The organism is Pseudomonas umsongensis, from assembly GCF_012647205.1.
Classification (GTDB): domain Bacteria; phylum Pseudomonadota; class Gammaproteobacteria; order Pseudomonadales; family Pseudomonadaceae; genus Aquipseudomonas; species Aquipseudomonas umsongensis.
In genome coordinates this window covers 1,219,993-1,233,549 of the sequence record NZ_CP051487.1, presented here as the reverse complement: position 1 = coordinate 1,233,549, position 13,557 = coordinate 1,219,993, and the positions used below count along the sequence as shown (strand labels likewise).

Genomic DNA, 13,557 nt, shown 5'->3' with positions numbered 1-13,557 from the left:
CCTGCGATCAGCCCTTCTGGGCTAGTGCGGGATCACTCCCACTCAATCGTCGCTGGCGGCTTGCTCGACACGTCGTAGGTGACGCGGGAGATGCCTTCGATTTCATTGATGATGCGGCCGCTGACAGTTTCCAGCAGTTCGTAAGGCAGGTGTGCCCAACGCGCGGTCATGAAGTCGATGGTTTCCACCGCACGCAGGGCCACGACCCAGGCGTAACGACGGCCATCGCCTACAACGCCAACCGATTTCACCGGCTGGAACACCACGAACGCCTGGCTGACCTTGTGGTACCAGTCGGCCTTGCGCAGTTCTTCGATGAAGATGTGGTCGGCACGACGCAGCAGGTCGGCGTATTCCTTCTTCACTTCGCCGAGGATGCGCACGCCCAGGCCCGGGCCCGGGAACGGGTGCCGGTAGACCATGTCGTACGGCAGGCCCAGCTCCAGGCCCAGACGACGGACTTCGTCCTTGAACAGCTCACGTAGCGGCTCGACCAGCTTGAGGTTCATTTCTTCCGGCAAGCCGCCCACGTTGTGGTGCGACTTGATCACGTGGGCCTTGCCGCTTTTCGCGCCAGCCGACTCGATCACGTCCGGGTAGATGGTGCCTTGGGCCAGGTACTTGATGTTGTCCAGCTTGCAGGATTCGGCATCGAACACGTCGATGAAGGTACGGCCGATGATCTTGCGCTTCTTCTCTGGGTCGGCTTCGCCGGCCAGGTTGTCGAGGAACTGGTCCTCGGCGTTGGCGCGGATCACCTTGACGCCCATGTTCTCGGCGAACATGGCCATTACTTGCTCGCCTTCGTGCAGGCGCAGCAGGCCGTTGTCGACGAAGACGCAGGTCAGTTGGTCGCCGATGGCCTTGTGCAGCAGTGCGGCAACCACGGACGAGTCCACGCCGCCGGACAGGCCCAGCAGGACGTTGTCGGTGCCGACCTGGGCGCGAACCTGGGCGATGGCGTCTTCAGCGATCTTCGATGGGGTCCACAGCGCTTCGCACTCGCAGATGTCGAGGATGAAGCGCGACAGGATGCGACCGCCCTGCTTGGTGTGGGTCACTTCCGGGTGGAACTGCACGCCGTAGTAACGACGCTCGTCGCTGAACATGCCAGCGATAGGGCAGCTCGGGGTGCTGGCCAGGATGTGGAAATCTTCCGGCATCCTGGTGACCTTGTCACCGTGGCTCATCCATACGTCGAGGCCAAACAGGCCATCGGCGTCGATGTGGTCTTCGATGCCGTCGAGCAGGCGGCTCTTGCCGACCACGTCTACGCGGGCATAGCCGAACTCACGCAGGTCGGAACCTTCAACCTTGCCGCCCAGTTGCTCGGCCATGGTCTGCATGCCGTAGCAGATACCGAAGACTGGCACGCCCAGGTCGAACACTGCTTGCGGACAGCGAGGGCTGTCGGCTTCGTGCACGGACTCGGGGCCGCCGGCGAGGATCACGCCTTTTGGAGCGAATTCGCGAATGGCTTCCTCGTCCATGTCGAACGGATGCAGTTCGCAGTAAACGCCGATTTCACGCACGCGGCGGGCAATCAGTTGGGTGTACTGGGAACCGAAATCGAGGATCAGGATGCGGTGAGCGTGAATGTCGAGGGCCATGATTCAGTCTCGTCTAAGTAATTCAGAAACAGTCGTGATTCAGAAACAACTCGGGGCTGAATAGAACAGCCCCGGTTGCTTAACGATTTGCTTGAAGCCTCAACCTACGCGGTAGTTTGGCGCTTCTTTGGTGATCTGTACGTCGTGGACGTGGGACTCGGCCATGCCAGCACCGGTGATCCGCACGAACTCAGGCTTGGTGCGCATTTCTTCGATGTCGGCACTGCCGGTGTAACCCATCGAGGAACGCAGGCCGCCCATCAGTTGATGGATGATGGCGCTCAGGGTGCCCTTGTACGGCACACGCCCTTCGATACCTTCCGGAACCAGCTTCTCGGCACCCGCGGAGGAGTCCTGGAAGTAACGGTCGGAGGAACCCTGGGCCTGGGACATGGCGCCCAGCGAACCCATGCCGCGATAAGCCTTGTACGAACGGCCCTGGAACAGTTCGATCTCGCCTGGCGCTTCTTCGGTACCGGCGAACATCGAGCCCATCATCACGCAGGAAGCACCGGCCACGATGGCCTTGGACAGGTCACCGGAGAAACGGATGCCGCCGTCGGCGATCAACGGAACGCCAGTGCCTTCGAGGGCAGCGGCGACGTTGGCGATGGCACTGATTTGCGGCACGCCGACACCAGCGACGATACGGGTGGTGCAGATCGAGCCAGGGCCGATACCGACCTTGACTGCGTCAGCGCCCGCTTCGGCCAGGGCCTTGGCGGCAGCGCCGGTGGCGATGTTGCCGCCGATCACCTGCACTTCAGGGAAGTTTTGTTTAACCCAGCGAACGCGGTCGATCACGCCTTTGGAGTGACCGTGGGCGGTGTCGACCACCACCACGTCAACGCCGGCGTTGACCAGGGCAGCAACACGGTCACCGGTGTCTTTACCGGTACCGACCGCGGCGCCCACGCGCAGACGACCTTGATCGTCCTTGCTGGCCAGCGGGTAAGCCTTGGCTTTTTCGATGTCGTTGACGGTCATCATGCCCTTGAGGGCGAACTTGTCGTCGACGATCAGTACGCGTTCGATGCGGTGCTTGTGCAGCAACTCGCGAACGTCGTTCTTGTCGGCGCCTTCCTTGACCGTGACCAGGCGCTCTTTAGGCGTCATCACTTCACGGACAGTGGCTTCCAGACGGTTCTCGAAACGCACGTCACGGGAAGTGACAATGCCGACCAGGTCGCCATTGTGCAGCACCGGAACGCCGGAGATGTTGTTCATGCGGGTCAATTCGAACAGTTCGCGCACGGTAGCGTCAGCATCGATGGTGATCGGATCCTTGACCACACCGGCTTCGTAACGCTTGACCTTGCGCACTTCGGCAGCTTGCTGCTCGATGGTCATGTTCTTGTGGATGATACCGATACCACCTTCCTGAGCCATGGCAATTGCCAGACGGGCTTCAGTGACGGTGTCCATGGCGGCGGAGACCAGTGGAATATTCAGCTCGATGCCACGGGTAAGGCGGGTCTTGAGACTGACTTCGTTAGGAAGCACCTCGGAATAACCAGGCACTAGGAGAATGTCGTCGAATGTCAGAGCTTCTTGGCTGATACGCAGCATCGCGGGGGCTCCCGAGCGGGAAAATGGAAGCGCGCCATTATAGTCAGACACCCCCTCGGGTTCAATGTAAAACTCTGTCTATTATCGACCTTATGGATATACGGAACATATCGCCCCCTGTAGGAGCTGTCGAAGGCTGCGATCTTTTGACATTGATCTTCAAAAGCAAGATCAAAAGATCGCAGCCTGCGGCAGCTCCTACAGGAGGATGCAACGATCAGAGCTCTACTTTCACCCAACTAACGGGTTGATCCAGCCAATCGGCAAATTCGTCGAGAAAGCTCTGCTTGAACCCCGCCTCGGCCCAGTTGTTGAAAATGAAGCCCAGGTTGGAAAAGCCGCACTCCTGCAGGAACAGGAAACCGTTGATGTCGTCTTCATGCCCGCATTCGGGGCAGGTGAAGTTATCGGTACGCCCGGGCATCCAGTCTTCGAGGCTTTCAAACAGTGCTTCACCGACTTCCTTGCGGCACTCGGCACAACCGGCCTCGCCAAGAAACCCTTTGGCCGGCGTATAGATGCAGCGTTTGGTGACGATCTCCAGGCCATTGATCGGCTCGCCGAACGGCAGGGCTTGCGGGTGCAGAACCACTTCCCTGGCACCCTCGGCGATGGCGTGGGCCATGCGATTGCCGGTGCGGCCACAGGTGGTCAACTCTTCGTTGATGATGTTCTTGCGCACCAGCCAACGCACGATCGCCCGGGCCCGTGGCTCATGCACCGGCAGTGTGGAAATTTTCGGGACAATGATGCTTTGGGAATTCATGGGGCGACCTGCTGTAACGCTTTGAAGGAAGCCCGGCAGCTTAAGCCCAAGGCTTCAGAGGTCAAGTACTCAAGTAACGCCCGACCAGGGCGATACCGCTGGCCAGGACCAGCCAGGTCACCAGGCGGACGAACGCCTCGCGTGACAATTTCAGGGTCAACCGTCGACCGATCCACAGGCCCAGCGCCATGGCCGGCAGCAAACACAACGCCAGCACCAACAAGGGTAGCTCGGCGTAGACACCTGCGACAATGAACAGGCTCAAGCGCACCACCGTGCTGCAACTGATCAACGCACTCTGGGTCGCTCGAGCCGCCTCCTTGGGCAAGCGGCTGTTCAAATAGATCGCGTACAGAAAGCCGCCACTGCCAAACAACGCCCCGAACATCCCGCCCACGGTGCCCATCGGCAATGCCCAGGCGGCAGACAGTTGCGCCGGACGGGTTTTAATCCACAGGCTGTAGATGGCGTAGGCACTGATAAACAGCCCCATCAACAGCAGCAACAGGTCGGACTTGAGGTTCAACAGGAAGATCACGCCCAGCGTGCAACCCACCGCCATGCAGGGCAACAATCGCAGCAGCTCAGGCTTGGCGACATCCCGCCGCGAGGGCAGCAGGTTGCCGAATGCCGCGACGAAATCGAGCAACACCAGCAACGGCACGATCTTCGACAGCGGCAGGAACAGGATCAGGATCGGCCCGGCGATCAGCGCCGTGCCGAAACCGGCAATGCCGAACACGATATAGGCCAGGGCGATGCCCAGCGCGATTACCAGCCAGTCCGTGGCGCCGAAGGGCCATTGGTTCATCAGCTCAAACACATTCATCCCCAGTCATCCATGAATCGCGAAGCAGACTCTACCCCTGTAGGAGCGAGCATGCTCGCGAAAAACCTGAGGACACCGCGGGGTGTCAGACTCCCCGCGTCATCATTGACCTCCATCGCGAGCGTGCTCGCGCCTACAGGGGATCGTGCATTCGGTTGGAGAATGCCTTTAAACTGCGCCCCATGATTAAAGATCCCTTTGCAAGACTCGGCCTGGACCGCGAAGTCCTGACCGTCAGCCAGCTCAACGGCCGCGCGCGGGTGTTGCTTGAAGACGTTTTCAGCAATATCTGGGTCGAAGGCGAAATCTCCAACCTCGCCCGGCCGGCGTCGGGCCACGTGTATTTCACCCTCAAGGACAGCGGCGCCCAGGTGCGTTGCGCGCTGTTCCGGCAAAACGCCGCGCGTGTGCGTCAAGCGCTGAAGGATGGCCTGGCCGTCAAGGTACGCGGCAAAGTCTCGTTGTTCGAGGGACGCGGCGATTACCAACTGATCCTCGATACCGTGGAGCCGGCCGGTGATGGAGCATTGCGCCTGGCGTTCGATGCCTTGAAGGAAAAACTCAGCGCCGAAGGCCTGTTCAGCGCCGAGCGCAAAGTACCGCTGCCGGCGCATCCACAACGCATCGGCATCATCAGTTCGCCCACCGGCGCGGTCATCCGCGACATCATCAGCGTGTTCCGCCGCCGCGCGCCGCAGGTGCAATTGACCCTGATCCCCACCGCCGTGCAAGGCCGCGAAGCCACCGCGCAGATTGTCCGCGCGTTAAAACTGGCGGATGCCCGTGGTTTCGACGCGCTGATCCTGGCCCGCGGTGGCGGTTCGCTGGAAGACCTCTGGTGCTTCAACGAAGAAGCCGTAGCGCGCGCGGTGGATGCCTGCGTGACGCCGATCGTCAGCGCCGTCGGCCACGAAACCGATGTATCGATCAGTGACTTCGTCGCCGACGTCCGCGCGCCCACGCCATCGGCCGCCGCCGAGCTGCTGGCACCGGATTCCAGCGATCTGGTCCGCCGGGTCGAGAGCCTGCATCGGCGCCTGGTGATGCGCATGCGTGATCGCTTGATGCGTGACCGGCTGCGCCTGGAAGGCATCTCTCGGCGCCTGCGCCATCCCGGCGAACGCCTGCGCCAGCAAGCGCAACGCCTGGATGATCTGGACATGCGCATGCGTCGGGCCTTCGAACGCAGTCTCAACACCCGTCGCGAACGGCTGATCCGCCTGGAAACCCGCTTGGCCGGGCAGCATCCGGGACGTCAATTGGCGATGCTGCGCCAACGTCTCGACAGCCTCGCCGAACGCTTGCCCCGCGCCATCCGCGAAGGCCTGAAAAACCGTCGCATGCAGCTGCAGAGCCAGATGCAAACACTGCACGTGGTCAGCCCCCTGGCGACTCTTGGCCGTGGCTACAGCATTTTGCTCGACGAGCGTGGCAATGCGATCCGCAGCGCCGCACAAACCCACACCGGCCAGCGCCTGAAGGCCAAGCTGGGTGAAGGCGAACTGCACGTGCGGGTCGAAGACAATCACCTGACGCCCGTCACCCTTTCTTTACTGGACTGATCCATGCCGCGTTTTTTAGCTCCGCTGCTGTTGCTTTGCCTGACCTTCAACGCCCACGCCGACAGCTACATCACCCGCCAGTTGAACAAACCGGTGCCGGGCGGCGTGGCGGTGGTCGACCTGGGAGCTGCCGCGCAAGCGCCGAAAGCCAGTTATCAGGGCAAACCCGTCCTGGTGATCAAGGAACAGAACAACTGGCTGGCGATTGTCGGCGTGCCGTTGACGGTCAAGCCGGGCGCCCAGGCCATCAGCAGTGGTGGGCGCAGCCTTGGTTTCACCGTCGGCAACAAGAAATACCCGGAGCAGCGAATCACCCTGAAAAACACCCAACAGGTCAATCCAGACCCGGACAATCTCAAGCGCATCGAGCGCGAACTGGCCGAGCAGATCGCTGCCTACCGTACGTTCAGCCCGAATTCGCCAAGTAACGTGCTGCTGGACAAACCGGTAAACGGACCGCTGTCGAGCAAGTTCGGGGTACGCCGGTTCTTCAACGGTGAGGAGCGTAATCCTCACTCAGGCCTGGATTTCGCCGTGCCTGCCGGTACGCCGATCAAGACGCCGGCCGCAGGCAAGGTGATCTTGATCGGCAACTACTTCTTCAACGGCAATACGGTGTTTGTCGACCATGGCCAAGGGTTCATCAGCATGTTCTGCCACATGTCGAAAATCGACGTGAAGGTCGGCCAGCAGATGGCTCGTGGCGGTGTGGTCGGAAAAGTCGGGGCGACCGGTCGGGCAACCGGGCCGCATATGCACTGGAATGTCAGCCTGAATGATGCGCGGGTGGATCCGGCTATCTTTATCGGGGCGTTTCAACCTTAAGCAAGATCAAAAGATCGCAGCCTGCGGCAGCTCCTACAAGGTTCGTGTCGTATCGCTGAACCCTGTAGGAGCTGCCGCAGGCTGCGATCTTTCAAGGCCACTACTCCGCATCCAGATCCTCAATGCCATGGACTTCCCGGTCCGCCAGGCAATGCCTGACCCACTCCTGAGTCTCCACTGAAAACCAGCTCAACTCCTGCGCCGTAATCAATTCCCGCGCACACAGCCCGAGCAAATGCGAACGGGCTTCATGCCGCGAGAACCTGAACACGCCAAACGCCCAGTACAGCTCCTTTTGCCCAGCCTTGAGCAATTCCTCGCTGCGATCTATCCGCTCGTACGGCGCGATACTCTTGTCCAATAGCGTCTTTTCGACATCCGATAGAATCCGCTCACACATCCGCTCATGGGCTATCGGACGCAACACGCAGTATTGCTTCCAATCAGACTCGTTCATCACCGACTCCTGCTGGGCCTCCAAGACTTAAGAATAGCTTCGCCACCAGAATAAGACGCCAGCATCATCGATTGCGCACAGCTCAAACCTTGCGCAAACAACCTGAAGATCACCGTACTCCAGAGCAATAAAATCTCGCCAAACAAGCCCTAAAGAGGATTCCTCTCAATTTTTTCCCACCGCTTGCCATCCTTCCCCCCCGCGGTTAGGGTTGAAGGCATGAAAACCTCTCACACCCTCATTCAGCTTCGTCAGCACCGCAGTTTGTGCCTTGTCAGCGCACGACTGCCGGGCTGAATCGCGGCGCCTCGTCCCAAGCGTTACTCCAAGAACATTTTGATCCACCGGCAGGCCGCCTTTTTTCGGCCAACACAATAAGGATTTCCCGATGAGCATGCTCAAAGACCCGTCTTCGAAATACCGCGCGTTCCCGACCATCGATCTGCCGGACCGCACCTGGCCGTCGAAGACCATCACCGCCGCGCCAATCTGGTGCAGCTCCGACCTGCGCGATGGTAACCAGTCGCTGATCGAACCGATGGACGCCGTCAAGAAGCTGCGCTTCTGGAAAACCCTGGTGCAGGTCGGCGTGAAGGAAATCGAAGCGTCGTTCCCGTCCGCCTCGCAGACCGATTTCGACTTCGTACGCACCCTGATCGAAGACGGTCATATCCCGGACGACACCACCATCCAGGTATTGACCCAGGCACGTGAAGATTTGATCGCGCGTACTTTCGAATCCCTGCGTGGCGCGAAAAAAGCCATCGTTCACCTGTACAACGCCACGTCTCCTTCTTTCCGCCGCATTGTCTTCAACCAGGACTTGGAAGGGGTCAAGGAAATCGCCGTAAACGCGGCCAAGCTGTTCGTCAAATATGCCGCCCAGCAGCCGGAAACCGAGTGGACCTTCCAGTACTCCCCGGAAACCTTCAGCGCCACAGAACTGGAGTTCGCCAAGGAAGTCTGCGACGCGGTGATCGAAGTCTGGAACCCGACGCCCGAGCGCAAGATCATCCTCAACCTGCCGGCCACCGTCGAATGCGCTACCCCGAACATCTATGCCGACCAGATCGAATGGTTCGGCCGTCACATCAACCGTCGTGACAGCGTGATCATCAGCCTGCACACCCACAACGACCGTGGCACTGGCGTTGCTGCCACAGAGCTGGGCCTGATGGCTGGCGCCGACCGCGTCGAAGGCTGCCTGTTCGGCAACGGCGAGCGTACCGGTAACGTCGACCTGGTGACCGTGGCCTTGAACATGTACACCCAGGGCCTGAACCCTGAGCTGGACTTCTCCGACATCGACGGCGTGCGCAAGGTCGTCGAAGAGTGCAACCAGATCCAGGTTCACCCGCGTCACCCGTACGTTGGCGACTTGGTGCACACCGCATTCTCCGGCTCGCACCAGGACGCGATTCGCAAGGGTTTCGCCCAGCAGAAACCGGACGCCCTGTGGGAAGTGCCGTACCTGCCGATCGACCCGGCCGACATCGGCCGCAGCTACGAGGCGGTCATCCGCGTCAACAGCCAGTCGGGCAAGGGCGGCATCGCCTATCTGTTGGAGCAGGAATACGGCATCAGCCTGCCACGTCGCATGCAGATCGAATTCAGCCAGGTCGTGCAGCGCGAAACCGATCGCCTGGGCCTGGAAATGACCGCCCAGCAAATCCACGCGCTGCTGCACAGCGAGTACTTGCAGGCCAACACCCCGTATGCGCTGGTCAGCCATCGCCTGCAGGAAGAAAACGGCCACAGCGCCGTCGAAGTGGAAGTGGCCAGCAAAGGCCAGGGCGAAACCAACCTGCACTGGCGCGGCAAGGGCAACGGCGCCCTGGAAGCACTGGTGGCCGGCCTGCCGATCCCGGTGGAAATCATGGACTACAACGAACACGCCATCGGCGCGGGCACCAATGCCAAGGCGGCGGCCTACATTGAACTGCGAGTGAATGGTGAGCGTGCGGTGCACGGCGTGGGTATCGATGAAAACATCACCACCGCCAGCTTCAAGGCCCTGTTCAGCGCGCTGAACCGCTCGCTGAGCCAGCCGGAAGCGAAAGCGGCGTAATTAGCCTTCGCTGAAATACAAAAGGCCCCGAGATGCGATCTCGGGGCCTTTTTGTTTGCCTGTAGTTTTTGTAGTGCCTGTCATGCCATCTTCGCGAGCAGGCTCGCTCCCACAGGAGAACGCAACCCAATGTGGGAGCGAGCCTGCTCGCGAAGGGGCCAGCTCAGGCAGTGCAAGTCTCAGGTGAACTCGAAGGTATCGGCATCCAGGTTCGCCGGAAAACGCGTGCGATACGCTGCCAGTTCCGCCGCATCCAGCACCACCTTGAACACCCCGTCCGCCTCTCCCGCGCTGAGCAACGTCTCGCCCTGGAAATCCAGCACCTGGCTGTCCCCGGTATAGGCAAAGCCTTTGCCATCGGTGCCGATGCGATTCACCGCTGCCACGTAGCACAGGTTCTCGATGGCCCGCGCCGGCAGCAAGCGGTTCCAGTGCTGGCGCCGTGCACCCGGCCAGTTGGCGGTGTACAGCAGCAGGTCAGTGTCCTGCGCATCGCGACTCCACACCGGGAAGCGCAGGTCGTAGCAAATCAGCGGCCGCACTCGCCAGCCCTTGAGTTCGAACTGCACCTGGCGTTCGCCCGGGGTGAAGTGATTGTGCTCGCCGGCCATGCGGAACAGGTGACGTTTGTCGTAGTGCCACACTTCGCCGTCCGGCCGCGCCCACAACAGGCGGTTACGATGGCTGCCATCAGCGGCCTGCACAATCACGCTACCGGTGATCACCGCATCGAATTTTGCCGCCTGAGCCCGCAACCATTTACTGGTCGGTCCGTTTTCCGCTTCAGCGAGGGTCTCGGACTCCATCGAGAAACCGGTGGTGAACATCTCCGGCAGAATGATCAGGTCCGCGCCGCGAGCCTGTTCCAGCAAGTGCTCGAAATGCTCCAGGTTGGCCTGGCGATCGTGCCAGGCCAGGGTGGTCTGGATCAGCGCAACGGTCAGGTTCGGCAGCGCACTCAGATCACGCATAATTTTTCCGCTGCTTCACGCAGGGTCTCCTCACGTTTGGCAAAGCACAGGCGTATCAGGCGCTGGCCTTCAGGCGGCGTCTGGTAGAACACCGAGATCGGGATGCTCGCAACGCCGTGTTCACGGGTCATCCACAGGGCCATCTCGACGTCGTTGAGATCCGGGCGGATCTGCGAGTAGTCGACCAGCTGGAAATACGTACCGCTTACCCGGGTGAAGCTGAAGCGCGAAGGCGCCAGCAGGTCGCAAAACAGGTCACGCTTGGCCTGATAGAAGCCTGGCAGTTCTTCGACATGTTCCGGATGCTCGGCCATGTAATCAGCCAAGGCGTATTGCAAGGGTGTTACGCCGCAAAAATTGACATATTGATGCACCTTGCGCAGCTCTGTCGTCAGGGCCGGTGGCGCGACCACATAGCCGGTTTTCCAGCCGGTGACGTGATAGGTCTTGCCGAAGGAGCTGACCACGAAGGCGCGCTGATACAACTCTTCATGGGCCAGCACACTGACGTGGGGCACACCGTCGTAGACCAGGTGTTCGTAGACCTCATCGCTGATCACATAGATGTCACGATCGCGGATTAACGCCGCCAGTTGGTCCAACTCCGCACGGTTGATCAGTGCGCCGCTGGGATTGTGCGGAGTGTTGAGGATGATCATCCGCGTACGCGGACTCAGTGCCTGGGCGAGCTTCTGGAAATCGATGCTGAAGTCATCCAACCCCAGTTGCACATGAACGCAACGGCCACCAGCCAGCTCAACCGAAGGCTCGTAACTGTCATAAGCCGGGTCGAACACGATGACTTCGTCACCGCTGTGGATAACGGCCTGAATGGCGCAGAAAATCGCCTCGGTCGCGCCGGGCGTCACGGTCACTTCGCTGTCCACATCGACGCTGACGCCATAGCTGCGGGCGATTTTCGCCGCGATCTGCTGACGCAGTACCGGCAGCCCGGTCATTGGCGAGTATTGGTTGTGGCCATTGGCAATATGCCGGCCGACCGCATCGCACAGAGCCTGCGGAGCAGCGAAATCGGGAAAGCCCTGGGACAGGTTGAGCGCCCCGGTTTGCGCCGCGAGCTGAGACATCTGCGTGAAGATGGTGACGCCGACATTCGGCAGCTTACTGGTGATCATCGAGGATTCCCTGCTCTACACCCGGCTCTAACGGCGGCGCGGGAGAGTCCGAGGATAGCCCAAACGGCGCCCATAAAAAAAGGGCGCCAAAAGCGCCCTTCTTCTCGTCCTACCCTGTGGGAGCGAGCCTGCTCGCGAAGGCGGTGTGTCAGTCGCGATAAACGTTGACTGACAGATTGCATTCGCGAGCAGGCTCGCTCCCACATGAGTGAGGCAAGCCTTAGATCAGCGCTTGTCGCGGCGCTTCTTGTCGGCTTTCTTGTGGTGCGACATCAAGCGACGCTTCTTGTTGACCTGGCGGTCGGTCAGCGAGTTCTTGTTGCCTTCATACGGGTTCTCGCCGCCCTTGAACTCGATGCGGATCGGCGTACCGACCAGCTTGAGCACACGACGGTAAGTGTTTTCCAGGTAGCGAACGTAGGACTTCGGCACCTTCTCGATCTGGTTACCGTGGATCACGATGATCGGCGGGTTGGCACCACCCAAGTGGGCGTAACGCAGCTTGATCCGGCGGTTGTTGACCATTGGCGGTGCGTGCTCGCCAACCGCGTCTTCCAGGATCTGGGTCAGGCGGTTGGTCGGCCAGCGGGTGACCGCGGACTTGAACGAGTTCTGCACCGAGGCGTAAAGGTTGCCCACGCCAGTGCCGTGCAGGGCCGAGATGAAGTGGATGTCGGCGTAGTCAACGAAGAACAGACGACGCTGCAGTTCGACCTTCACGAAGTCGCGCTCGCTCGGCGTCATGCCGTCCCACTTGTTGATCGCGATGACCAGCGCACGACCCGACTCGATGGCGAAGCCCAGCAGGTTCAGGTCGTGGTCCACCACGCCTTCGCGGGCGTCCATCACGAAGATCACCACGTTGGCGTCTTTGATCGCCTGCAGGGTTTTGACCACGGAGAACTTTTCGACTTCTTCGTGGATCTTGCCGCGCTTGCGCACACCGGCGGTGTCGATCAGCGTGTACTTCTCGTCGTTACGCTCGAACGGGATGTAGATACTGTCGCGGGTAGTGCCGGGTTGGTCATACACGATCACCCGGTCTTCACCGAGCATGCGGTTGACCAGGGTCGACTTGCCAACGTTCGGGCGACCGATGATCGCGATCTTGATCCCGTCTTTTTCGCTCGGGCCAGGAATGCGCTTGGCTTCCTCGCCTTCGGCAACGTCCTCTTCCTCGCCTTCTTCCGGCTCGTCTTCGTCTTTCGGGAAGTCGCCCAAGGCGATTTCCAGCAACTGGGTGATGCCACGACCGTGAGCACCGGCGATCGGGATCGCGTGGCCCATACCCAGTGGAGCGAATTCAGCGCGGGCCATTTCCGGGTCGATGTTGTCGACCTTGTTGGCGACCACGTGGGAACGCTTGTTACGCTTGCGCAAATGCTCGGCGATCATCTGGTCGGCGGCGGTGAAACCGGCCTTGGCATCTACCAGGAATAGAACGACATCCGCTTCTTCAATGGCCAGCAGCGACTGCTCGGCCATTTTTTCGTCCATACCATGCTCGTCACCGGAGATACCGCCGGTGTCGACCAGAATGTAGGAACGCCCTTGCCACTTGGCCTCACCGTACTGGCGATCACGGGTCAGACCGGACAAGTCGCCGACGATAGCGTCGCGAGTCCTGGTCAGGCGGTTGAACAAGGTGGACTTGCCGACGTTCGGTCGGCCCACCAGGGCGATTACGGGAACCATGCGGCTCTCCACTTCGTTTATTTCAGAAAATACAAAAGCCGCTGCGAGGGCAGCGGCTGGTGCTCGGGG

General features: G+C 60.4%; 11 protein-coding genes. 3 read left to right on the top strand and 8 right to left on the bottom strand.

Annotation, left to right across the window (positions count from 1 at the left end):
* Window positions 1-32: 32 nt before the first annotated feature.
* From guaA to HGP31_RS05435, 4 genes are all read right to left on the bottom strand, one after another.
* Window positions 33-1,610, bottom strand: a complete 1,578-nt coding sequence (gene guaA / locus HGP31_RS05450; protein WP_083348292.1) for a glutamine-hydrolyzing GMP synthase — start codon at window positions 1,608-1,610, stop codon at window positions 33-35.
* A gap of 99 nt (window positions 1,611-1,709) precedes the next feature.
* Complete coding sequence (gene guaB / locus HGP31_RS05445) at window positions 1,710-3,179, bottom strand: IMP dehydrogenase (protein ID WP_020795621.1); 1,470 nt, start codon at window positions 3,177-3,179, stop codon at window positions 1,710-1,712.
* 217 nt (window positions 3,180-3,396) lie between these two features.
* Window positions 3,397-3,945 (bottom strand): hypothetical protein, encoded by a 549-nt coding sequence (locus tag HGP31_RS05440; protein WP_033042611.1) that lies wholly within the window; start codon window positions 3,943-3,945, stop codon window positions 3,397-3,399.
* A gap of 61 nt (window positions 3,946-4,006) precedes the next feature.
* Window positions 4,007-4,774, bottom strand: coding sequence for a sulfite exporter TauE/SafE family protein (locus tag HGP31_RS05435; protein WP_168757290.1), 768 nt, complete (start codon window positions 4,772-4,774; stop codon window positions 4,007-4,009).
* A gap of 182 nt (window positions 4,775-4,956) precedes the next feature.
* On the opposite strand from HGP31_RS05435, the gene xseA reads away from it, so the two are divergent.
* Together xseA and HGP31_RS05425 are read left to right on the top strand one after the other, a co-directional pair.
* Window positions 4,957-6,336 (top strand): exodeoxyribonuclease VII large subunit, encoded by a 1,380-nt coding sequence (xseA, locus tag HGP31_RS05430; protein ID WP_033041363.1) that lies wholly within the window; start codon window positions 4,957-4,959, stop codon window positions 6,334-6,336.
* Window positions 6,337-6,339: 3 nt separating this feature from the next.
* The gene (locus tag HGP31_RS05425; RefSeq protein ID WP_083348290.1) at window positions 6,340-7,161 is read left to right on the top strand and encodes a M23 family metallopeptidase; all 822 of its coding nucleotides are present in this window, start codon (window positions 6,340-6,342) and stop codon (window positions 7,159-7,161) included.
* A 100-nt stretch (window positions 7,162-7,261) separates the two neighbouring features.
* Here the strand turns inward: HGP31_RS05425 and HGP31_RS05420 are convergent, their stop codons facing one another.
* Window positions 7,262-7,618, bottom strand: coding sequence for a hypothetical protein (locus tag HGP31_RS05420; protein WP_020795616.1), 357 nt, complete (start codon window positions 7,616-7,618; stop codon window positions 7,262-7,264).
* A 388-nt stretch (window positions 7,619-8,006) separates the two neighbouring features.
* Between HGP31_RS05420 and leuA the strand changes: the two genes are divergently transcribed.
* Window positions 8,007-9,686, top strand: a complete 1,680-nt coding sequence (gene leuA, locus HGP31_RS05415; RefSeq protein ID WP_020795615.1) for a 2-isopropylmalate synthase — start codon at window positions 8,007-8,009, stop codon at window positions 9,684-9,686.
* 179 nt (window positions 9,687-9,865) lie between these two features.
* On the opposite strand, the gene HGP31_RS05410 is transcribed toward leuA, so the two are convergent.
* The 3 genes from HGP31_RS05410 to der all read right to left on the bottom strand — a co-directional run bounded on the left by HGP31_RS05410 (window position 9,866) and on the right by der (window position 13,488).
* Window positions 9,866-10,657, bottom strand: coding sequence for an amidohydrolase (locus HGP31_RS05410; RefSeq protein WP_168757289.1), 792 nt, complete (start codon window positions 10,655-10,657; stop codon window positions 9,866-9,868).
* Window positions 10,645-11,793: a pyridoxal phosphate-dependent aminotransferase gene (locus HGP31_RS05405; RefSeq protein ID WP_168757288.1), complete on the bottom strand. Its 1,149-nt coding sequence runs from the start codon at window positions 11,791-11,793 to the stop codon at window positions 10,645-10,647. The genes HGP31_RS05410 and HGP31_RS05405 overlap by 13 nt, the downstream gene beginning before the upstream one ends.
* Before the next feature lie 225 nt (window positions 11,794-12,018).
* The gene (gene der / locus HGP31_RS05400) at window positions 12,019-13,488 is read right to left on the bottom strand and encodes a ribosome biogenesis GTPase Der (protein ID WP_110747055.1); all 1,470 of its coding nucleotides are present in this window, start codon (window positions 13,486-13,488) and stop codon (window positions 12,019-12,021) included.
* Window positions 13,489-13,557: the final 69 nt, after the last annotated feature.

Coding starts and splice junctions, on each gene's coding strand:
- guaA (WP_083348292.1), bottom strand. CDS start 1,610: ATGGCCCTCGACATTCACGCTCACCGCATCCTGATCCTCGATTTCGGT.
- guaB (WP_020795621.1), bottom strand. CDS start 3,179: ATGCTGCGTATCAGCCAAGAAGCTCTGACATTCGACGACATTCTCCTA.
- HGP31_RS05440 (WP_033042611.1), bottom strand. CDS start 3,945: ATGAATTCCCAAAGCATCATTGTCCCGAAAATTTCCACACTGCCGGTG.
- HGP31_RS05435 (WP_168757290.1), bottom strand. CDS start 4,774: ATGAATGTGTTTGAGCTGATGAACCAATGGCCCTTCGGCGCCACGGAC.
- xseA (WP_033041363.1), top strand. CDS start 4,957: ATGATTAAAGATCCCTTTGCAAGACTCGGCCTGGACCGCGAAGTCCTG.
- HGP31_RS05425 (WP_083348290.1), top strand. CDS start 6,340: ATGCCGCGTTTTTTAGCTCCGCTGCTGTTGCTTTGCCTGACCTTCAAC.
- HGP31_RS05420 (WP_020795616.1), bottom strand. CDS start 7,618: ATGAACGAGTCTGATTGGAAGCAATACTGCGTGTTGCGTCCGATAGCC.
- leuA (WP_020795615.1), top strand. CDS start 8,007: ATGAGCATGCTCAAAGACCCGTCTTCGAAATACCGCGCGTTCCCGACC.
- HGP31_RS05410 (WP_168757289.1), bottom strand. CDS start 10,657: ATGCGTGATCTGAGTGCGCTGCCGAACCTGACCGTTGCGCTGATCCAG.
- HGP31_RS05405 (WP_168757288.1), bottom strand. CDS start 11,793: ATGATCACCAGTAAGCTGCCGAATGTCGGCGTCACCATCTTCACGCAG.
- der (WP_110747055.1), bottom strand. CDS start 13,488: ATGGTTCCCGTAATCGCCCTGGTGGGCCGACCGAACGTCGGCAAGTCC.